This window comes from Microbacterium sp. NPDC055988 (assembly GCF_042269505.1).
Classification (GTDB): domain Bacteria; phylum Actinomycetota; class Actinomycetes; order Actinomycetales; family Microbacteriaceae; genus Microbacterium.
This window is the reverse complement of the sequence record NZ_JBHJXY010000001.1, coordinates 1,150,796-1,169,876: the sequence shown is the minus strand read 5'-3', so window position 1 is coordinate 1,169,876 and position 19,081 is coordinate 1,150,796. Positions and strand designations below refer to the sequence as shown.

Annotated in this window: 18 protein-coding genes and 2 tRNA genes; 8 read left to right on the top strand and 12 right to left on the bottom strand. The window is 66.0% G+C overall.

What is annotated here, in order from left to right; translation table 11 throughout:
• The first annotated feature begins 89 nt into the window (after nucleotides 1–89).
• From ACFC14_RS05790 to ACFC14_RS05775, 4 genes are all read left to right on the top strand, one after another.
• On the top strand, nucleotides 90–1,001 hold the full coding sequence (locus ACFC14_RS05790) for a helix-turn-helix domain-containing protein (protein WP_376101745.1): 912 nt from the start codon (nucleotides 90–92) through the stop codon (nucleotides 999–1,001).
• 57 nt (nucleotides 1,002–1,058) lie between these two features.
• The gene (locus ACFC14_RS05785; RefSeq protein WP_376101743.1) at nucleotides 1,059–2,183 is read left to right on the top strand and encodes a M24 family metallopeptidase; all 1,125 of its coding nucleotides are present in this window, start codon (nucleotides 1,059–1,061) and stop codon (nucleotides 2,181–2,183) included.
• Between the two features lie 35 nt (nucleotides 2,184–2,218).
• Nucleotides 2,219–2,593, top strand: coding sequence for an HNH endonuclease (locus ACFC14_RS05780; RefSeq protein WP_376101741.1), 375 nt, complete (start codon nucleotides 2,219–2,221; stop codon nucleotides 2,591–2,593).
• Between the two features lie 100 nt (nucleotides 2,594–2,693).
• Nucleotides 2,694–3,608 (top strand): hypothetical protein, encoded by a 915-nt coding sequence (locus ACFC14_RS05775; protein WP_376101740.1) that lies wholly within the window; start codon nucleotides 2,694–2,696, stop codon nucleotides 3,606–3,608.
• A 63-nt stretch (nucleotides 3,609–3,671) separates the two neighbouring features.
• On the opposite strand, the gene ACFC14_RS05770 is transcribed toward ACFC14_RS05775, so the two are convergent.
• The 5 genes from ACFC14_RS05770 to ACFC14_RS05750 form a co-directional block, all read right to left on the bottom strand.
• Nucleotides 3,672–3,744 (bottom strand) — tRNA-Ala (locus ACFC14_RS05770).
• Between the two features lie 26 nt (nucleotides 3,745–3,770).
• A tRNA-Ile gene (locus tag ACFC14_RS05765) sits at nucleotides 3,771–3,844 on the bottom strand.
• An 85-nt stretch (nucleotides 3,845–3,929) separates the two neighbouring features.
• The gene (locus tag ACFC14_RS05760; RefSeq protein WP_376101738.1) at nucleotides 3,930–4,889 is read right to left on the bottom strand and encodes a hypothetical protein; all 960 of its coding nucleotides are present in this window, start codon (nucleotides 4,887–4,889) and stop codon (nucleotides 3,930–3,932) included.
• Nucleotides 4,886–5,575 (bottom strand): LuxR C-terminal-related transcriptional regulator, encoded by a 690-nt coding sequence (locus ACFC14_RS05755; RefSeq protein ID WP_376101736.1) that lies wholly within the window; start codon nucleotides 5,573–5,575, stop codon nucleotides 4,886–4,888. The genes ACFC14_RS05760 and ACFC14_RS05755 overlap by 4 nt, the downstream gene beginning before the upstream one ends.
• Nucleotides 5,563–6,852: a histidine kinase gene (locus tag ACFC14_RS05750; protein WP_376101734.1), complete on the bottom strand. Its 1,290-nt coding sequence runs from the start codon at nucleotides 6,850–6,852 to the stop codon at nucleotides 5,563–5,565. The genes ACFC14_RS05755 and ACFC14_RS05750 overlap by 13 nt, the downstream gene beginning before the upstream one ends.
• A 128-nt stretch (nucleotides 6,853–6,980) precedes the next feature.
• Between ACFC14_RS05750 and ACFC14_RS05745 the strand changes: the two genes are divergently transcribed.
• Nucleotides 6,981–7,691, top strand: a complete 711-nt coding sequence (locus ACFC14_RS05745) for a VIT family protein (RefSeq protein ID WP_376101732.1) — start codon at nucleotides 6,981–6,983, stop codon at nucleotides 7,689–7,691.
• Nucleotides 7,692–7,768: 77 nt separating this feature from the next.
• Here ACFC14_RS05745 and ACFC14_RS05740 read toward each other — a convergent pair whose 3' ends face one another.
• The 7 genes from ACFC14_RS05740 to dnaA all read right to left on the bottom strand — a co-directional run bounded on the left by ACFC14_RS05740 (nucleotide 7,769) and on the right by dnaA (nucleotide 17,792).
• Nucleotides 7,769–8,173: a DUF3566 domain-containing protein gene (locus ACFC14_RS05740; RefSeq protein WP_376101730.1), complete on the bottom strand. Its 405-nt coding sequence runs from the start codon at nucleotides 8,171–8,173 to the stop codon at nucleotides 7,769–7,771.
• A complete protein-coding gene (gyrA, locus tag ACFC14_RS05735) occupies nucleotides 8,170–10,725 on the bottom strand; it encodes a DNA gyrase subunit A (protein WP_376101728.1) in 2,556 nt (851 codons plus the stop codon). Before gyrA ends, ACFC14_RS05740 begins: the two co-directional genes overlap by 4 nt.
• A gap of 45 nt (nucleotides 10,726–10,770) precedes the next feature.
• On the bottom strand, nucleotides 10,771–12,861 hold the full coding sequence (gene gyrB, locus ACFC14_RS05730) for a DNA topoisomerase (ATP-hydrolyzing) subunit B (RefSeq protein WP_376101726.1): 2,091 nt from the start codon (nucleotides 12,859–12,861) through the stop codon (nucleotides 10,771–10,773).
• Nucleotides 12,862–12,979: 118 nt separating this feature from the next.
• Nucleotides 12,980–13,483 (bottom strand): DUF721 domain-containing protein, encoded by a 504-nt coding sequence (locus ACFC14_RS05725; protein WP_376101724.1) that lies wholly within the window; start codon nucleotides 13,481–13,483, stop codon nucleotides 12,980–12,982.
• Complete coding sequence (recF, locus tag ACFC14_RS05720) at nucleotides 13,476–14,669, bottom strand: DNA replication/repair protein RecF (RefSeq protein WP_376101722.1); 1,194 nt, start codon at nucleotides 14,667–14,669, stop codon at nucleotides 13,476–13,478. Before recF ends, ACFC14_RS05725 begins: the two co-directional genes overlap by 8 nt.
• A gap of 217 nt (nucleotides 14,670–14,886) precedes the next feature.
• Nucleotides 14,887–16,029, bottom strand: coding sequence for a DNA polymerase III subunit beta (gene dnaN, locus ACFC14_RS05715; RefSeq protein WP_376101720.1), 1,143 nt, complete (start codon nucleotides 16,027–16,029; stop codon nucleotides 14,887–14,889).
• Between the two features lie 494 nt (nucleotides 16,030–16,523).
• Nucleotides 16,524–17,792, bottom strand: a complete 1,269-nt coding sequence (gene dnaA / locus ACFC14_RS05710) for a chromosomal replication initiator protein DnaA (RefSeq protein ID WP_376107113.1) — start codon at nucleotides 17,790–17,792, stop codon at nucleotides 16,524–16,526.
• Between the two features lie 438 nt (nucleotides 17,793–18,230).
• Here dnaA and rpmH point away from each other — a divergent pair, with 438 nt between their 5' ends.
• Genes rpmH through yidD form a run of 3 tightly spaced genes read left to right on the top strand, consistent with a single transcriptional unit; the run spans nucleotide 18,231 to nucleotide 19,078 of the window.
• Nucleotides 18,231–18,368 carry a 50S ribosomal protein L34 gene (gene rpmH / locus ACFC14_RS05705; RefSeq protein WP_013584598.1) on the top strand — a complete coding sequence of 46 codons (138 nt, stop codon included), beginning with the start codon at nucleotides 18,231–18,233 and terminating at the stop codon, nucleotides 18,366–18,368.
• Nucleotides 18,369–18,374: 6 nt separating this feature from the next.
• Entirely contained in the window at nucleotides 18,375–18,731 is a 357-nt protein-coding gene (gene rnpA, locus ACFC14_RS05700) for a ribonuclease P protein component (RefSeq protein ID WP_376101717.1), read from the top strand.
• A complete protein-coding gene (gene yidD / locus ACFC14_RS05695; RefSeq protein ID WP_376101715.1) occupies nucleotides 18,728–19,078 on the top strand; it encodes a membrane protein insertion efficiency factor YidD in 351 nt (116 codons plus the stop codon). The genes rnpA and yidD overlap by 4 nt, the downstream gene beginning before the upstream one ends.
• Nucleotides 19,079–19,081: the final 3 nt, after the last annotated feature.

Sequence of the window (19,081 nt, the reverse complement as noted above, 5' to 3'; positions counted from 1 at the left end):
CGAGGGCAGAACACTTGTCTACGCGGGCACACCGACCGAGTGCTAAAATGCGTCATCGTATATGATCGGCCACAGTGAGGTGAGCCCTGATGCAGAGTCTGTCGTTCCTCGACTATCGCCATGCGGTTTCCCGCGCTGTCGTCGCGCTCGACGTGACGGCGCCGGAGCAGGATCGCTTCCGTGGCGCGATCGATGCCACCGCTGCCGGAGACATCCACGTCTTCGCGATCGACGCCGACGGGCATGGCGTGCACCGCACCCCCTCGCTCATCTCCCGTGCCCCGCAGCAGTATTTCAAGTTCTCCCGCATCGAGCGCGGCAGCGGCATGATCGTGCAGGACGGCCGCGAGACCGCCCTCGGCAGCGGTGACATGGCCCTGTACGACACCGACCGCCCGTACTCCCTCCTCTTCGACGACGCCGTGCAGATGTCGGTGGTGATGTTCCCGAAGGTCCTCCTTGACATCCCCACGGAGGACACCAGCCGCATCACCGCGACCCGCCTCAACGCCGGTGGGGCGCTGGGCGCGATGGTCGGCCCCTACCTCGGCTCGCTGGCCGAAGGTGCGCACCACCTCGACGGCCGCGTCGCCCGGCGGATGCTGCGAACCGCCGTCGACATGCTCAGCACGGTGCTCGAGGCGAACCTCGCCGCGACCGACGGCCCGGTGAGCGCGCATTCCACGACGCTGACGCACATCCTCACCTACATCGACGTGCACCTCGCCGACAGCGAACTGTCTCCCTCGCAGATCGCGGCTGCGCACTACATCTCGGTGCGTCACCTGCATTCGATGTTCAGCGAGCAGGGCGCCTCGGTGTCCACGGTCATCCGACGGCGGCGACTGCAGCGGTGCTACGACGCTCTGATCGACCCGTATCAGGCCCACCGCTCCATCGCCGAGATCGCGATCGGCGCGGGGTTTGTCGATGCAGCGCACTTCAGCCGCGTGTTCCGCGCCCAGTATGGAGTGCCTCCCCGCGCGGTGCGCGGCCGCTGACCCTCGATCACAGAACCCGCGTGCCGCTGCGGGCACCCGCGCAGTAGCGTGGAACCCGTGAGCACACTGCCCTTCCCCGCCTCCGTGTACGCCGCCCGTCTCGCCCGTGCCGCATCCCTCGCCGCCGAATCGGGCCTGGATGCGATCATCGTCGGGCCGGGACCCGACCTGCAGTATCTACTGGGCGTCGAGGGCGACACGATCGAGCGGCTGACCGCCCTGGTGATCGGCCCCGACATCGCTCCGACGGTCGTGGTTCCCCGGATGGAGCTCGCGAAGGTGCGCACCACGGCGGTCGGCGAGCTGGGTCTGACCCTCGCCGACTGGGTCGACGGCGAAGATCCCTACGCGCTCGTGACCGCCGCCGCGGGGTCGGTCACCCGCGTCGGTGTCTCGGATGCGCTGCCCGCACTGCACGTCGTCCCGATCGGCGAGCGTCTCGGCGTGCGTCTCGAGCTGGCGACACCCGTGCTTCGCGAGGGACGCATGATCAAGGACGCCGAGGAGATCGCCGAGCTGCGCCGAGCCGGAGACGCGATCGACGCGGTGCACCGCCGCGTGCACGAGTGGCTTCGGGCCGGGCGCACCGAGCTCGCCGTTGCGACCGACATCGCCGAGGCCATCGTGGCGGAGGGCCACCGCACCGTCGAGTTCGTGATCGTCGGCTCGGGCCCGAACGGCGCCGACCCGCACCACGAGGTCTCGGACCGGGTGATCGAAGAGGGCGACGTCGTCGTGGTCGACATCGGCGGCGCGGTGCCGAGTGGCTACAACTCCGACAGCACGCGGACCTACGTCGTCGGCAGCCCCGACCCCGAAGCGGCCGAGCGCATCGCGGTTCTCGTGCGGGCGCAGCAGGCCGCGGTGGATGCGGTGCGCCCTGGCGCCACGGCCGCCGAGGTGGATGCTGCAGCGCGGACCGTGCTCGCCGACGCCGGCCTGGGCGGGGCGTTCCTGCACCGCACCGGCCATGGCATCGGCGTCTCGGTGCACGAGGAGCCGTACATCGCGCCTGGCAACGACCTCGTGCTGCGAGAGGGGATGGCGTTCAGCATCGAGCCCGGCATCTACTTCGCCGGTGAATGGGGCGCACGCATCGAAGACATCGTGATCGTCACGGCCGATGGTGGCGAGCGGCTGAACGTCGCGCCGCACGAGCTGACCGCGGTCGGCTTGGCCTGAGTTCCAGCGTCGTCACCCAGCGGTAACATCAGCGCATGCGCCGCCCCCGCAAGGTCTCGTCCGCCAACGCGTCGCCGGCGACCCGAGCCCGCTATGCCAAGCGGCGGAAGAATCGGCTCGCACGCGTCGACAACGACCTCACCGACGCACAATGGCATGACCTCATGGATGCCTGGGGCGGATGCGCCTACTGCGGCGGTGAGGGGGCTGCGTTGCAGCGCGACTGCATCCAGCCCATCTCGCGCGGTGGCCGCTACACGATCGAGAACGTCGTCCCGGCCTGCGCCTCTTGCAACGCCAGCAAGCACAACGCCGAGGTGACCGGTTGGCTCCGGCGCAAGAAGCTCGACGAGCGCACCTTCCTCGTCCGGCACGCGACGATCCTGCGGGACCTGCGTCCGGTCGACTGAGGTCGTCGCGCCCGACGTCGCCTTACACGTCGATCGAGGAGACCTACGACGAGACGAGCCCGGCATCTGTCCGGGTCCAACCCGAAAGTGAGCACCCCTGATGGCAAGAAACGACCGGAACAACCAGCAGGGAAAGCTCGGCGAGCTTCGCGTGGCAGAGGTCTTCGTCAAGGCCGGATGCGCGGTCAACTTCCTGCCGTTCATGGATTTCGGTCTCGACCTCCATGTCCAACTTCCCGTCAGGGTCCCCGAAGCGGATGATGAGTCCTGGTCGATGTCGGGCTCGACCGCGCATGTGCAGGTCAAGACGACGAGGACGACGAGCTTGCCTGCAATCACGCGAGAGACGGCGGCTGCGTGGCAGCTCGGTGCACAAGCGGGAACACCGACGTTCGTCATAGCCGTCGTCTCCCACGAGCCCACAGCCGTTCACTACCGCTTCTTCGATCCTCTCGTCGTCAAGCAGTACGTCGACAAGAGCAAGGGCGACAGCTTCAAGCTGCCCATCAGCCGCGGGGTCGTCGTTCACCCCGAAGACCTCTACGATCACGTTTCGGAATGGGTCGTCAAGGCCCGGTACTACCTTTCGGCTGCGATCGGGTTCTTCTGGTCCGACGTGAAGGCGGAAGTGTGGGAATCCGCTGTGACGATGGTCTCGCAATTGACGCTCATCCATGAACGAGCGTTCCACGATCCGTCGACGTCCGCGCAGCTTCAGCCGTGGGCAAATACTGCACGCACGCTGATGTCCGCTTACCTCGACGGTGCCGGGTACCCTCCGGAGACGCTCGACGAACCCTTCGGTGCCCAGGCTGATTCACTTCTCCATGTCATCGAGCAAGACGCCTTCGACAAGGTCAACAACGGCGGTTCTGAGAAGCACGGATGGAACGAGTGGGTCGAGCCCCTGGCCTCGGTGTCGCCGGAGGGCGACGAGAGCGGTTCCCTGACCTACCTCGCGGAGATCTGCCGTGCCTATGGTCGGGTCTCGAACCCCGACGGCGATGCGCGCTGATGGCCAGAAAACGTGGACCAATGAGAGAAGCCCCCGGCAGGTGCCAGGGGCTTCTCGATCCTGTGGAGCCTAGGAGATTCGAACTCCTGACATCCTGCTTGCAAAGCAGGCGCTCTACCAACTGAGCTAAGGCCCCGTGAGGGAATTTCTTGAGTTAAAGGGTGGGGCTACCAGGACTTGAACCTGGGACCTCTTCATTATCAGTGAAGCGCTCTAACCGCCTGAGCTATAGCCCCGTCAACCTCCAAGACTTTACCGGAGAAACACGGAAAATCCGAATCGAGGGGGAGGACCCCGGAGAGTCCTCCCCCTCGACGACGTTCAGCGGCCGGGGCGGATCGTCGCCGTGCCCGCGGAGAGCGACACGTCGATGGTCCTCCGCGCGCTCGAGGCCTCGTCGACCTTGGCGTTCAACGTGCCGGCGCTGACGTTCTGAGTGATCGCGTATTCGACATCGGGCACCGTCAGATCGAGCGTTCCGGCGCTCACGTCGACCGTGGTCTGCGTCGGTGCCGTGCCGGTCAGCTCGACCGTGAGGTCGCCGGCAGAGACCCCGAGGTCGGCGCGGGTGACTCCATCGAGCAGGATATCGGCGCGGCCGGCGTTCATCTCCGCGTCGAGCTCGACGGCCGATCCTTCGACATCGAGGGCGCCGGCGTTGACCCGGACGTCGAGCACTCCGTAGTCTCCCACCACATCCAGGCTGCCGGCGTCCAGATCGAGGTCGGCATCCAGCGCGTCACCGCGCAGGCTCTCCGGCAGAGTGAGAACGGCGATCTCCTCGTCACCGAACCAGTTGCCGAACCACCAGCCGAACACGCCGTCGGGGCTCCGGACGATCAGTTCGTCACCGTCGCGGTCGAACGTCCACGCGGTGCCGCGGCCGTTGGTGATGGAGAGCTGCGCCTCCTCGACATCACCGAACTCGACACGCATGCTGCTGGCATCCGCATCGACGTCGATACCCTCGATACCGTCCACGCCCACGGTCTGCACCGAGTCGGGCCGGCTGGACGAGATGATGTTCCCGGCGGCGGCCGCAGCGGCCGTTCCCCCGGAGCCGAGCAGGGCGATGCCGCCGACCACGGCCGTGATGACCATGACCGCGGTGGTTCCCGAGGAGCGACCGCCCGAGGCTCCGGGCGGGGGTGCCGTCGGAGCCGCATGCGGGGCGGGCGCGGGAGGCGACGGCAGCTGCGGTGCGGAAGCGGGCGGGGGAGAAGCGGGCGGCGGGGTGAGCGGGGTGTGCTCGCCCGGGGCGCCGTTGTTGTCGGTGGTCATCGTGCCACTCCTGTCTGGCCGGTCGGCGGCGTCGGGCCACCGGTGTTCTCGATGTGGGCGAGGGCGGCGAGCACGCGGCGGTTGCCCGACTCGTCCTGCTCGAAGCCCAGCTTCTGGAAGATGGAGGTGATGTGCTTCTCGACACTCGCCTCCGAGAGGAAGAGGAGGCCGGCGATCGCCTGATTCGACTTGCCCTCCGCGATCAGCGCGAGCACGGTGCGCTCCCGTTCCGTGAGACGCATCATCCTGTCGTCACGGTTGCGCCGCGTGAGCAGCTGCGCCACCACTTCGGGGTCGAGCACCGTCGCACCCTCCGAGATGCGCTGCACCGAGGCGAGGAACTCCGAGACATCGGCGACCCGATCCTTGAGCAGGTATCCGAGCGGCCCGCCCTGCGCCGCGATCAGGTCGGAGGCGTAGCGCTCCTCGACGTACTGCGACAGCACGAGGATGGCGAGCGACGGATGCATCGACCGCAGTCCGAGCGCCGCCCGGATCCCCTCATCCGTGAACGTCGGCGGAAGCCGGACATCCAGGATGCAGAGGTCCGGTGCCGTGTTCAGCACGGCTTCCTCGAGTCCCTGCGTGTCGGGGAGAGCGGCGACCACCTCGTGGCCGGCGTCCTCGAGCAGACGGACGAGACCTTCTCGCAGCAGGACCGAGTCCTCGCAGATCAGGATGCGCACGGGACGTTCACCTCCAGGCTGGTCGGTCCGCCCTGCGGACTGTCGAGGCGGAACGTTCCGCCCGCGGCGAGGATGCGGTTCGCGATGCCGTCGAGGCCGCCACCGGGCTGCACCTGCGCGCCGCCGATGCCGTTGTCCTCCACCCGCGCCCAGAGGGTGTTGCCCTCGCGGAGCCGAACGATGACGCGGGCCTCGCTGGCCCTCGAGTGCTTCGCGGCATTGGTCAGGGACTCGGCGATCGAGAAGTACACGGCCGCCTCGGCCTCCCTTCCAGGCCGCTGGGTCCCTGAGCCTGTCGAAGGGTCCATACGCACATCGAGGTGCACGGGGATGTGCGACCGGCCGGCGAGTGCCGACAGCGCAGCGTCGAGGCCGCGGTCGTCGAGCACGGAGGCGTGGATGCCGCGGGCGAGCTGCCGCAGCTCGGTGATGGCCGCCTTGGTGGAGGTGTGCGCCTCGTTGATGAGTTCCTTTGCGGTCTCCGGGTCGCTGTCGATCTTCTGCTGAGCGAGCCCGAGCGTCATACCGACCGAGACGAGCCGCGGCTGCACGCCGTCATGCAGGTCGCGCTCGATGCGCGTGCGCTCCACATCGGCGGCACGCACCGCTCCCTCCCGCTGTGCGGTCGAGGTGCGGACCCGCTCCGTGAGTTCCGTCTCTTTGCTGCGGACCACGATCGCCAGTGACAGCGTGCGGTGCAGCAGAGCCAAGCCGATCATCCCGACCACCGAGGCCGCGATGCCGAGGATGCCGACCAGGGGCGCCCAGGCGACGGGGATGCCTCCGCCGCCGAACGGACCCATCACGGCGTCCGCCGCGGTGAGCGGGGCGAAGGAGATGATGATCGACCATACGACGCTCCAGGCGAGCCGCAGCACGATGAAGCCGAGCACGGCCGAGATCGCGAAGTTCGCGACCGCACGCCACATGCGGGGGTCGATCGCCTGGCGTCCGAGGGAGCGCAGCCAGCCGCCGAATCCGGGGCGATCACGCCGCTGCGGGCGCAGCGGAGTGATGGACGCGCGGTAAAGGGCACCGACACGGGCGACCTCGAACCAGCCGAGGCCGTACAGGGCGTACACGAGTCCGACGAGGAGGACGAGGCCGACGCCGGCGACGAAGAGGAGCCCGAGGCCGGTGCCGAGAAGGCCACCGAGCATGCCGAAGATGGCACCGCCGAGCGCGCCGACGCCCGCGAGATGCAGGATCGTGAGGAAGATGCGCAACGGCGGCTTCACCGCCGTTGCGGGAGCCGGGGTCGCAGTCTGAGTGGTCATGGTTCCAAGGTACGGCGGGGCCGACACGCACGACACCGAGTCAACCGGACACTGCGCTTCGGGTTTTCCGTAAACGAACGCGGGTGCTTTCCGCCCCTGTCGAACGCACGGTCTGGTTCACTGGCTGCATGACAGCCCACGAAGGAGAACCTCACGGCGCAGGTCTCGGTCAGCGCCTGAACTGGTTGCGCGCAGGAGTACTCGGCGCGAACGACGGAATCGTCTCGGTCGCCTCACTCGTCGTGGGCGTGGCCGGCGCGACGACCGACAACGCCGCACTCCTCACCGCGGGGATCGCCGGACTCGTCGGCGGGGCGATCTCGATGGCGCTCGGTGAGTATGTTTCGGTGAGCAGCCAGCGCGACAGCGAACGCGCGCTGATCGCGAAGGAGAGGGAAGAGCTGCGCACGATGCCGACCGCGGAGCTCGCCGAACTCACGGGGCTCTATCGTGACCGCGGCCTCTCGGAGGAGACGGCGCGCCAGGTCGCCGAGGAGCTCACCGCACACGACGCGCTCTCCGCCCACCTGGAGGTCGAGCTGGGCATCGACCAGAACGACCTCGTCAATCCGTGGCATGCGGCGATCTCTTCGGCGGTCGCCTTCACTCTCGGCGCGCTGCTCCCGCTGCTCGCCATCCTGCTGCCGCCGCCGGAATGGCGTGTTCCCGTCACCTTCGTCGCCGTCCTCATCGCCCTCGCGATCACCGGCGCGGTGTCGGCCAGGATCGGCGGATCTCCGCCTCTGCGGGCATCGATCAGGCTGGTCATCGGCGGGGCGCTCGCTCTCGTCGCGACGTGGCTGATCGGCACGCTCCTCGGCACGACCGGCGTCGTCTGACCCCGACGACCTCGGGAACGACGAAGGGCGGATGCCGCAGCATCCGCCCTTCGTGAATCCGGCTCGATGACCGAGGATCAGTTCGACATGAAACCGACGAGCAATCCGCCCGTCACCTTCACCGCGAGGTTGTAGATGCCGGCGACGACGGCGCCGAGCACCGTGAAGACGATCAGGTTCAGAATCGCCACGACGGCGGCGAACGCCATGACCTGCGGCAGGCCGACGACCTCCGACAGCACGAACTCGTTGCCGGTGATGCCGAGCAGGAAGCCCTCGGCCGTGTTCATGATCCCGGTCGCCTGAAGCACCAGGAAGATGAGGAAGAACGCGACCATGGTGACCACGGCGAGAGCGACCGCTCCGAGGAACGAGAGCTTCACGGCCGACCAGAAGTCGACGTAGACCAGACGCAGACGAACCTGCTTGCCACTGGTCTTGCGTGTCGACTTCTTCGCCAGCTTGTCGGCCACTGTACTCATGCGTCTGTATCCTCGGGGGTCTCTGTCGTCTCAGGTGCCTGGGTCTCGGCATCCTCCGCATCCGCCTCGTCTTCAGCGAGGCCACGCTCGCCATTACGGGCGATGGCGAGGATGCGGTCGGCCTCCGTCGTCCGGGCGAACACCACTCCCATGGTGTCTCGACCCTTCGCAGGGACCTCGGCCACGGCAGAGCGTACCACCTTGCCGCTGGAGAGAACCACCAAGACCTCGTCGTCCTCGGCGACGATCAGACCACCCGCGAGAGTGCCCCGATCGTCGTTCAGCTTGGCGACCTTGATGCCTGTTCCACCGCGTCCCTGGACCCGGTATTCCTCGACCGCGGTGCGCTTCGCGTAGCCGCCGTCGGTGACGATGAACACGAACTTCCCGGGAGCGGCGACCGACGCCGACAGCAGGCAGTCCTCGTCGATCTTGAACTTCATTCCGCGCACACCGGCGGTGGCGCGGCCCATCGGACGCAGGGCCTCGTCGGTCGCCTCGAAGCGCACCGACATGCCGCGACGGCTGATGAGGAGGATGTCGTCCTCGGCGTTCACGAGGAGCGCACTGACCAGCTCGTCCTCGTCGTTCAGACGGATAGCGATGACGCCGCCCTGGCGGTTGGTGTCGTACGCCTCGAGGCGGGTCTTCTTGACGAGACCCTCTCGAGTGGCCAGCACCAGGTAGTCGGCGACCTCGTAGTCGCGGATGTCGAGCACCTGGGCGATGCTCTCATCCGGCTGCAGCGCCAGCAGGTTCGCGACGTGCATGCCCTTGGCGTCGCGCCCGGCCTCCGGCACCTCATAGGTCTTCGCGCGATAGACGCGACCCTTGTCGGTGAAGAACAACAGCCAGTGGTGCGTCGTCGTCACGAAGAAGTGCTCGACGATGTCGTTCGCACGAAGCTGCGCGCCCTTGACGCCCTTGCCGCCGCGGTGCTGGGAGCGGTAGTTGTCGCTGCGTGTGCGCTTGATGTAGCCCTCGCGCGTGACGGTGACGACCATCTCCTCTTCGGCGATGAGGTCTTCCATCGAGACGTCGCCGTCGAAACCGTGCAGGATGTGCGTGCGGCGCTCGTCGCCGAAGCGGTCGACGATTCCCGTCAGCTCTTCACGGATGATGGTGCGCTGGCGGCCCTCGTCAGCGAGGATCGACTTGTAGTCGGTGATCTGCGCTTCGAGCTCGTTCGCCTGGTCGATGATCTTCTGACGCTCGAGCGCCGCCAGTCGGCGCAGCTGCATCTGCAGGATCGCCTCGGCCTGGATCTCGTCGATGTCGAGGAGCTTCTGGAGTCCCTCGTTCGCATCCGCCGTGGTCTGCGACCGGCGGATGAGCGCGATGACCTCGTCGAGCGCATCGAGCGCCTTCAGGTAGCCGCGCAGGATGTGCATGCGCTTCTCGGCCTCGCGCAGTCGGAACTCCGTACGCCGGACGATCACCTCGATCTGGTGCGTGATCCAGTGCGTGATGAAACCGTCGATCGCGAGCGTACGCGGCACGCCGTCGACGATCGCGAGCATGTTCGCGCCGAAGTTCTCCTGCAGCTGCGTGTGCTTGTAGAGGTTGTTGAGCACGACCTTCGCGACCGCGTCGCGCTTGAGCACGACGACCAGACGCTGACCCGTGCGGTCGGACGACTCATCGCGGATGTCGGCGATGCCGGTGATCTTGCCGTCGCGGGCGAGGTCGCCGATCTTCACCGCGACGTTGTCGGGGTTGACCTGGTACGGCAGCTCGGTGATGACGAGGCAGGTGCGTCCCTGGATCTCTTCGACGTTGACGACCGCGCGCATCGTGATCGAGCCGCGGCCGGTGCGGTACGCCTCGTGGATGCCCTTGGTTCCGAGGATCTGCGCACCGGTCGGGAAGTCCGGACCGGGCACGCGCTGGATCAGCCCGTCGAGCAGCTCCTCACGGGAGATCCCGGGGTTGTCGAGCGCCCAGAGCGCCGCGGCCGAGACCTCGCGCAGGTTGTGCGGCGGGATGTTCGTGGCCATACCGACCGCGATGCCGACCGATCCGTTGACGAGCAGGTTCGGGAAGCGGGCCGGGAGGACCGTCGGCTCCTGGGTCTGACCGTCATAGTTGTCGGTGAAGTCGACCGTGTCCTCTTCGATGTCGCGCACCATCTCGAGCGCGAGCGGGGCCATCTTGGTCTCGGTGTATCGCGGGGCCGCGGCCCCCATGTTGCCGGGGGAGCCGAAGTTGCCCTGGCCGAGAGCCAGCGGGTACCGCAGCGACCACGGCTGCACCAGTCGCACGAGGGCATCGTAGATCGCCGAGTCGCCGTGCGGGTGGTACTGACCCATGACCTCGCCCACCACACGGGCGCACTTCGAGAACGACTTGTCGGGGCGGAAACCGCCGTCGTACATGCCGTAGATCACACGACGGTGCACGGGCTTGAGGCCGTCGCGCACGTCGGGGAGGGCACGCCCGACGATGACCGCCATGGCGTAGTCGAGGTAGCTGCGCTGCATCTCGAACTGGAGGTCGACCTGGTCGATCTTGCCGTGGTCGTGTTCCGGCTCGGTGCGTTCTTCGTCAGTCATCAATCAATCTCTCTGTCACACATCTGGTCTGAGCCCGCGGGGGCGTCAGATGTCGAGGAAGCGGACGTCCTTGGCGTTGCGCTGGATGAAGCTGCGTCGGGACTCGACGTCTTCACCCATCAGCACGCTGAAGATCTCGTCGGCGGCAGCGGCGTCCTCGATGGTGATCTGCTGCAGGGTGCGCGTGGTGTGATCCATCGTCGTCTCCCACAGCTCCTTCGGGTTCATCTCACCGAGACCCTTGTAGCGCTGGATGCCGGCATCCTTCGGGATGCGCTTGCCGTTTTCGAGGCCGTGCTTGAGCAGGGCGTCGCGCTCGGCGTCGCTGAACACGTACTCGTGAGCGGAGTTCGACCACTTCAGTCGATACAGCGGCGGCATCGCGAGGTACACGAAGCCGGCCTCGATGAGTCCGCGCATGTAGCGGAACAGCAGCGTGAGCAGCAGCGTGGTGATGTGCTGTCCGTCGACGTCGGCATCCGCCATCAGCACGATCTTGTGATATCGCGCCTTCTCGATGTCGAACTCTTCACCGATGCCCGTGCCGAAGGCCTGGATCATCGCCTGGACTTCCTTGTTGCCCAGAGCCTTGTCGAGGCGTGCGCGCTCGACGTTGAGGATCTTCCCTCGGAGAGCCAGGATCGCCTGCGTGTGCGGGTCGCGACCCTGCACGGCGGAACCACCGGCCGAGTCACCCTCGACGAGGAAGATCTCACTGATCGAAGGATCCTTGCTGGTGCAGTCCTTGAGCTTGTCGGGCATGGCGGCCGACTCGAACACGCTCTTGCGGCGGGCGGTCTCGCGGGCCTTGCGAGCCGCGAGGCGAGCAGTCGCCGCGTCGAGAGCCTTGCGGATGATGTTCTTCGCCTGGACCGGGTTGCGCTCGAACCAGTCTCCGAGCTGATCGCCCACGACCTTCTGCACGAAGGCCTTGGCCTCGGTGTTGCCGAGCTTGGTCTTGGTCTGACCCTCGAACTGCGGCTCGCCCAGCTTGATCGAGATGACCGCCGTGAGCCCCTCGCGCACGTCGTCGCCGGAGAGGTTGTCGTCCTTCTCCTTGAGGATGTTGTTCGCCCTGGCGTATCTGTTCACCAGAGTGGTCAGGGCGGCACGGAATCCTTCTTCGTGCGTTCCACCCTCGTGGGTGTTGATCGTGTTCGCGTAGGTGAAGACGTTCTCGGTGTACGAGGTGGTCCACTGCATCGCGATCTCGAGAGAGATCTTGCGCTGCGTGTCCTCGGACTCGAACGCGATGATCTCGTCGTTCACGACCTCGGCGTGACGCACCTTGTTGAGGTACTCGACGTAGTCGACGAGGCCGCGCTCGTAGAAGAACACATCGCCGGGCTGCTTCGTGACGGTCGAGCCGTCTTCCTCCACCTCGTAGGCGGAGGACTCGCGCTCGTCGCGCAGCTCGATGCGCAGTCCCTTGTTGAGGAACGCCATCTGCTGGAAGCGCGTGCGCAGCGTGTCGTAGTCGAAGTCGATCGATTCGGTGAAGATCGACGCGTCCGGCCAGAACGTGATGCTGGTTCCGGTCTCGTCGGTTGCCTCGCCCTTCTCGAGCTTCTGCTGCGGGATGCCTCCCTCGGCGAAAGAGTGCCGCCAGACGTAACCCTTCTGCTTGACCTCGACGTCGAACCGGGTCGACAGCGCGTTCACGACCGAGGAGCCGACGCCGTGCAGACCACCGGAGACGGCATAGGCGCCGCCGCCGAACTTTCCACCGGCGTGCAGGATCGTCAGCACGACCTCGACCGTCGACTTGTTCGGGTCGGAGGAGTGCGGGTCGACCGGGATGCCTCGACCGTTGTCGACCACGCGCACACCGCCGTCGGCGAGCATCGTCACGAGGATCGTGTCGGCGTAACCGGCGAGTGCCTCATCGACCGAGTTGTCGACGATCTCGTAGACCAGGTGGTGCAGACCTCGCGGACCCGTGGAACCGATGTACATGCCGGGGCGTTTGCGCACGGCCTCGAGACCTTCGAGGATCTGGATCGAATCGGCGCCGTACTCGCCGGGCTGCTTGATCTTGGGGGAGATCGTGTTGCTCGTGGTCTCGGACCCGTCGACGGGGTCGGGGGTGCTCCCGGTGTTGGATTCCGTCTCGTCAGCAGGGGATTCAGGCGTCATCAGAGGGCATTCTCCACATCGATATCACGAACTCCCATTCTAGCGGGGTTTCGTCGGGAAATGCCGCTCAACGGCCGTGTGTGGCCCTCTGAGCGTTGCGGACCCCATTCGTGGTGTCCTACCCGTAGGTGTCGCGCGGGCCCCGCCCTGGAACGACTCTGGGACCCCATTTCCAGGAGGGGACGTCCGGTCCGATGAAGCGGAGGTTCTCGACACCCGCATCCGGATAGCGACGACCGATCTCCGTGAGAATGGTCGCGCGCATGAACTGGAGGTTCTTCGCCCAGGCCGTCGAGTCGCACTTCACCGTGAGCAATCCACGCTCGAGAGAGACCGGTTCCGAGTGCTTCGCGGTGTCGGCGCCGGCCAGATCGGCCCACTGTCGGACCAGATCCTCGCGGGCGAGCGTGATCTGCCACCCGGAGTCGCGGCTCAACTTGTCGAGCACCGCGCCGAGAGCACCCGGATCCCGGCCCGGAGTGAACGGCGCGTTGTCGTCGTCGGTGACGATGCGACGCTTGCGCTTCCAGCTCTTCGAACTCGGCTGAAGGCCACGCAGGCGCAGGTATGTGCCCACGGTCTCCGGCACGTCGGCCGGCGGAGTCGATGCGGCGTCAGTCATCCGCTGCCTCCCGTTGGTCGCTGATCGTCCCGGCGCTGATCCGCACGACATGCGCATGCAGCACCTCGGGGATATCCTCCTCCACGGCCGCGGTCACCACCACCTGCTCGTAGCCCGCCGTCAGAGTCGCGAGCCGCTGGCGCCGGTCGGCGTCGAGTTCGGCGAACACATCGTCGAGGATCAGTACCGGATCCCCGGCGGGGGATTCGCTGCGCAGCAGCTCGGCCGATGCCAGCCGGAGCGCGAGTGCCACCGACCATGATTCACCGTGCGAGGCGTACCCCTTCACCGGGAGATCGCGCACGCGCAGAACCAGGTCGTCACGATGTGGGCCCGTGAGTGTGAGACCGCGATCGATCTCCTTCGACCGCTTCGCCGCCAGCGATGCGCGGAACATCTCGGCGATGCGCTGCGTGTCACCGAGCTTGCCGAGGGAGGACGCCTCATCGGCCCCCGTCATGTCGTCGTCGTCCTCCTCCGGATCCCCGCCGCCCACCGAAAGCGCCCACTCCAGCTGCGGACGATGATCGGCGCCGGCGATGGCCTCGTACGCGTCGGCCACGGGTTGCTGAAGATCGGCTGCCAGCCGCTGCCGCGCCGTGATGATCTCGGAACCGAGGGCGACGAGCTTGTCGTCCCAGACATCGAGCGTGCTCAGGCCCTCCCCGCGGATGCCGCGAGCCCGCGCCGACTTCAGCAGAGCGTTGCGCTGCTTGAGCACACGGTCGTAGTCCGCGAGCACCGCCGAGATTCGAGGAATGCGCTGGATGAGGAGCTGATCCATGAATCGACGACGAGCCGACGGATCTCCCCGCACGATCTGCAGGTCCTCCGGGGCGAAGAGCACGACATGCGCGTAGCGCGGAAGCTCGTTCGGCTTCGACGGCGACCCGTTGATCCTGGCCTTGTTCGACCCCTGCCGGTTCACCTGCACCTCGGCGAGGACCCGCCGCTCGCCGTGCGAGAGTCGTGCACGGATGACCGCGAACTCCTGGCCGTCGCGCACCATCGGCGCATCCGACGACACACGGTGCGAACCGAGAGTCGCGAGGAACACGACCGCCTCGGCCAGATTCGTCTTGCCCTGCCCGTTACGACCGACCAGCACGTTGGGACCGCGGTGAAGCGCCAGTTCGGCGGTCGCGTAATTGCGGAAATCGACCAGACTCAGGTGCTCCACAATCACGGAGTCAGCCTACCTTCGGGGTCTGACACTTGTTCGTCTCGGTTTTGGTGCTTGTGGGTCGCAGGCGACGACGCACCCTTCGCTCGCAGAGCGGGTTCCCTCCCACTTCGTGGGCCCCTCCCGATGCTCGCTCCGGGAGCATCGTCCCCTGCGACGGTTCCGTGGATCGTCTTACTGGCTGATCCGGGGACGTTCGGGTATGACGGGGAGTGAGGAATCAGCGGAGGAGGAGGTTCGGCTGAAGAAGGTACTTGAACGAATCGAGACCGGCCTGATCGACCGAGGTCTGGCTCGTGATGAGCACGGGGCTGAGCTTGTTCGCGTTGTCGCTCGATGTGAAGGTCACGCGGACGAACTCGCTCTTCACCGCACCGAGTGCCTCGATCAAGTACTGCGGGTTCAGGCCGAGAGTGACCTCTTCGCCGCCCGAGAGAATCGCATCGACCGACTCGGAAGCCCTGGCGTGCTCGCTGCCCGAAGCGTCCATCGTCACGCTGTCGTTCGAGAACGTGAAACGCAGCGGTGCCGCGCGGTCGAGGACGAGGGAAACACGCCGCACGGCCTCGACCAGATCAGCGGTGTTGACGACCGCGTAGTGATCGGTCTGCTCGGGGAACAGCCGGCGGACCGGCGGGAAGTTGCCCTTGATCAACAGCGATGTGACCGTCTTGTTGCCGGCGGTGAAGGCGATGATCTCGCGGTCCCCCGCCCCGGAGAAGGCGATCTGGATCGTGCCGGCGTGACCGAACGTCTTACCGACCTCGAGCAGCGTGCGCGCCGGAACCAGTGCGGTCGCCTCGACGGATTCGCCGTCCCACGGCACGTCGCGGAGCGATACGCGGTAGCGGTCGGTGGCGACCAGGCTGAGGCTGTGACCGGAGACCTCGAGCTGCACACCCGTGAGCACGGGGGTGACGTCGTCGCGTGATGCGGCGAAACCGACCTGCGAGATCGCGGTTCCGAAGTCATCGGCGGGAACGACGCCGGACGATCCGCTCACCTCGGGGATCGACGGGTATTCCTCGACCGGCATGGCAGCAAGGGTGAAGCGGGCGGAGCCGCAGGTGACGGCGATGCCGCCGTCTTCCTCGACCGCGATCTCGATCGGAGCGTTCGGGAGGCGGCTGGCGATGTCGGAGAGAAGCCGACCGTGCACGAGGATCGTGCCCGGTGTGTCGACGGTGGCTTCGATCGTGGTGCGGGCGGAAGCCTCGTAGTCGAATGCCGAGAGCGTGAGACCGGAACCGTCTGCCTCGATCAGCACTCCGGCCAGGATCGGCTGCGGATTGCGTTGCGGCAGAAGCTTGACGACGAACGAGACAGCCTCGCTGAAGACATCGCGGTTGACCTGAAACCTCACTGGTGCTCCCTTGTCGTCGAACTGTGACGCGTTGTCGTCGGTCCTGCCGGTGCAGGGCTTCCCATGCTAGCCCCCAGTCCGGCTTGTTCCCTACGCCGGAGTTCTTGTCACTCGTTCGACGGTTCTCCCCACCGTCTGGTGATGGGATCGCGCCTTGAAAGACTTAACTCCTTAACGGTGTTAACAGCTGTGGATACTGTGGATAACCCGGTGGATAGCAAGAGCGAGTAGGGAACTACAAGCTTGTCAGTTGTGGAATCCCTGAGGAATCCGGGGGCTAGGGCCTACTGGAGGTGCGGTGGCTCTTCCACAGTTATCCACAGGTTTGACCGATTGACCCACATCCGTCCCGATCTGAGTGCCCGTCATCCACAAGTTATCCACATGTGCATAGAAGCATTTATCGGACGCCTGGCCGTCCTGTCAAGACGCGAAAAAGGGGGACTCGGCACCCCTTCGGATGCCGAGTCCCCCTCGTGCGTGTGGTCGCGGGGTCAGCGACGACCGAGCTGCGTGGTGATCTCGGTGACCTGGTTGTAGATCGAGCGGCGCTCCTTCATGAGCTCGCTGATCTTCTTGTACGCGTACATGACGGTGGTGTGATCACGGTTGCCGAACAGCTGACCGATCTTCGGCAGGGACAGGCTGGTGCGCTCTCGACAGAGGTACATGGCGATCTGACGAGCAGTGGCGATCTGCTGCGATCGACTGGAGCCGTAGAGATCGTCGACAGTGAGCTTGAAGTACTGTGCGGTGGCCGTGATGATGTCGGTCGGCGAGATGATGTTGTCCTCGGCCGTATCGATGATGTCGCGGAGCACAGTCTGAGCCAACGAGATGTCGAGTGCCGACCGATTCAGGCTGGCGAAGGCAGAAACCCGGATGAGGGCGCCCTCGAGCTCACGGATGTTCGACGAGACGACGGTCGCGATGTACTCGAGAACCTCGTCCGGGATGTGCAGTGCCTCGCTCTGCGCCTTCTTCCTAAGGATGGCGATGCGTGTCTCCAAGTCGGGCGCCTGCACGTCGGTGATCAGACCCCATTCGAAGCGGCTCCGCATCCGATCCTCGAAGCCGGTCAGGTGCTTCGGGGCCACGTCGCTCGTGATCACGACCTGCTTGTTGTGATCGTGCAGCGTGTTGAAGGTGTGGAAGAAGGCTTCCTGCGTCTCGGCTCGCCCCTGCAGGAACTGGATGTCGTCGATCAGGAGGATGTCGACGTCGCGGTACCTGGCTTGGAACGCGGCGCCACGGTTGTTCGCGATCGAGTTGATGAAGTCGTTGGTGAACTCCTCACTCGAGACGTAGCGGACCTTGACCCCGGCATAGAGGGACTGCGCATAGTCTCCGATGGCGTGGAGGAGGTGCGTCTTCCCGAGTCCGGAGTCGCCGTAGATGAAGAGCGGGTTGTAGGCCTTCGCCGGGGCTTCGGCTACAGCGACGGCCGCTGCGTGTGCGAAGCGGTTGGACTGGCCGATCACGAAGTTGTCGAAGGTGTATTTCGGGTTGAGTCGCGATTCGTGGCGCAGCTGCGTCGGCTGCTCCATCGGCGACTCCACGCGGACCTGCTCGTGCCGCCCGAAGTCACCGACCGCGATCGGAGCCGCCTGCTGTTCGGCGAGCTCGTGGTTGACCACGACCCGATACGAGGTGACCTCGTCGCCGATGTGCGAGAGGGCTTCCATGATCGGCAGCCGGAGACGCTTGTTGATCTGCGCGGCCGTCAGGTCGTTCGGTACCTCGAGGTACAGCGTCGCGGACATGACGCCGGCCGGGACGGCCAGACTCAGGAATCCCTGCAGTTGGGGAGTGACGCGATCATCATCGACCAGAAGCTCCTGCACCGTGGTCCAGATCGGGACGTCGGGCTGGGCAGGTGATGACATGACGCTCCGGACGAGGAATCGAGGCGGGGTCGACGTACCGTGCCCCTGTGGATAACTTAGGATGCCACGGTAGTCATCGCGGCTGTGAACGGCAACCTGCCCTTGAAAATACGCGCGCGTGTTGTACTCGCCGGGCGCGCCCCGGTTGTGGATAATGGCTGTGCGGTTCGTGCCGGTGTCACACCACGGAAGCGCGCAGATTTGCTCTGCGCGCCGGTAAGACGTACCCTAAGTCGGTTGACTTATGCCTTTTTCGGCAGTTCCCCATGTCTCCGGTCGAAGTGAATCCGGTGGCAGCATTCCCGGAGTGATTCCATGAGCAAGCGCACTTTCCAGCCCAACAACCGTCGTCGCGCCAAGAAGCACGGTTTCCGTGCCCGCATGCGCACGCGTGCCGGCCGCGGCATCCTCGCTGCCCGCCGTGCGAAGGGCCGCACCGAGCTCTCTGCGTAGTCCACTGTGCTCGCCCGCCCGTATCGGCTGACCCGCGGGAGCGACTACCGTCTGGTCGTTCGACGCGGATCCCGTTGTGGCGGGGCGCGCGTCATCACCTCGATGTTGACGACGGGCGAGAGCAGAGCCGCAAGGTTCGGATTCATCATCAGCAAGCAGGTGGGCACCGCTGTGGTGCGCAACACCGTGCGTCGGCGACTCAAAGCCGTGTGCGCGGAGGCGCTGCAACGTGTACCCGAGGGCACGGATGTCGTCATCCGTGCCCTTCCTGCGTCGGCGACCGCGTCGTTCGCGGAACTCCGTGCCGACGTAGATCGGTGTCTGAACAGACTCGCGCCCGTGCAGCCCGCGGTGTCGGCATGACCGCGCTGCCCGCCTCTTCCGTCGGGAACGCACATCTGCATACGCGAGACCTCCTTCGCAGCATCCCCGTGATCCCCCGCAATCTCGTGCTGGGCTTCCTCACGGCGTACCGCAAGGTCATCTCCCCGATGTATGGAGATGTCTGTGCGTACTACCCCAGCTGTTCCGCCTACGCTGTAGGTGCGGTGCAGCAGCACGGCGCGGTGAAGGGGGCGGTGCTCTCGGCATGGCGCATCCTCCGCTGCAATCCCTGGACCAGCGGTGGCGTCGACGACGTCCGTCCGCATGAACACTTCCGCTACGACCTGACTGCACACGGTTTCGTCGTCCCTTCCCGAAAGGACTGATCG

Bases quoted from the DNA above. Each gene is read 5' to 3' on its own strand.
- ACFC14_RS05760 (WP_376101738.1), bottom strand. From the start codon at position 4,889: ATGACCACCGACAACAACGGCGCCCCGGGCGAGCACACCCCGCTCACC.
- ACFC14_RS05775 (WP_376101740.1), top strand. From the start codon at position 2,694: ATGGCAAGAAACGACCGGAACAACCAGCAGGGAAAGCTCGGCGAGCTT.
- ACFC14_RS05750 (WP_376101734.1), bottom strand. From the start codon at position 6,852: ATGACCACTCAGACTGCGACCCCGGCTCCCGCAACGGCGGTGAAGCCG.
- rpmH (WP_013584598.1), top strand. From the start codon at position 18,231: ATGAGCAAGCGCACTTTCCAGCCCAACAACCGTCGTCGCGCCAAGAAG.
- ACFC14_RS05780 (WP_376101741.1), top strand. From the start codon at position 2,219: ATGCGCCGCCCCCGCAAGGTCTCGTCCGCCAACGCGTCGCCGGCGACC.
- dnaA (WP_376107113.1), bottom strand. From the start codon at position 17,792: ATGTCCGCGACGCTGTACCTCGAGGTACCGAACGACCTGACGGCCGCG.
- ACFC14_RS05790 (WP_376101745.1), top strand. From the start codon at position 90: ATGCAGAGTCTGTCGTTCCTCGACTATCGCCATGCGGTTTCCCGCGCT.
- ACFC14_RS05725 (WP_376101724.1), bottom strand. From the start codon at position 13,483: ATGACTGACGCCGCATCGACTCCGCCGGCCGACGTGCCGGAGACCGTG.
- ACFC14_RS05740 (WP_376101730.1), bottom strand. From the start codon at position 8,173: ATGAGTACAGTGGCCGACAAGCTGGCGAAGAAGTCGACACGCAAGACC.
- gyrB (WP_376101726.1), bottom strand. From the start codon at position 12,861: ATGACGCCTGAATCCCCTGCTGACGAGACGGAATCCAACACCGGGAGC.
- gyrA (WP_376101728.1), bottom strand. From the start codon at position 10,725: ATGACTGACGAAGAACGCACCGAGCCGGAACACGACCACGGCAAGATC.
- ACFC14_RS05745 (WP_376101732.1), top strand. From the start codon at position 6,981: ATGACAGCCCACGAAGGAGAACCTCACGGCGCAGGTCTCGGTCAGCGC.
- yidD (WP_376101715.1), top strand. From the start codon at position 18,728: ATGACCGCGCTGCCCGCCTCTTCCGTCGGGAACGCACATCTGCATACG.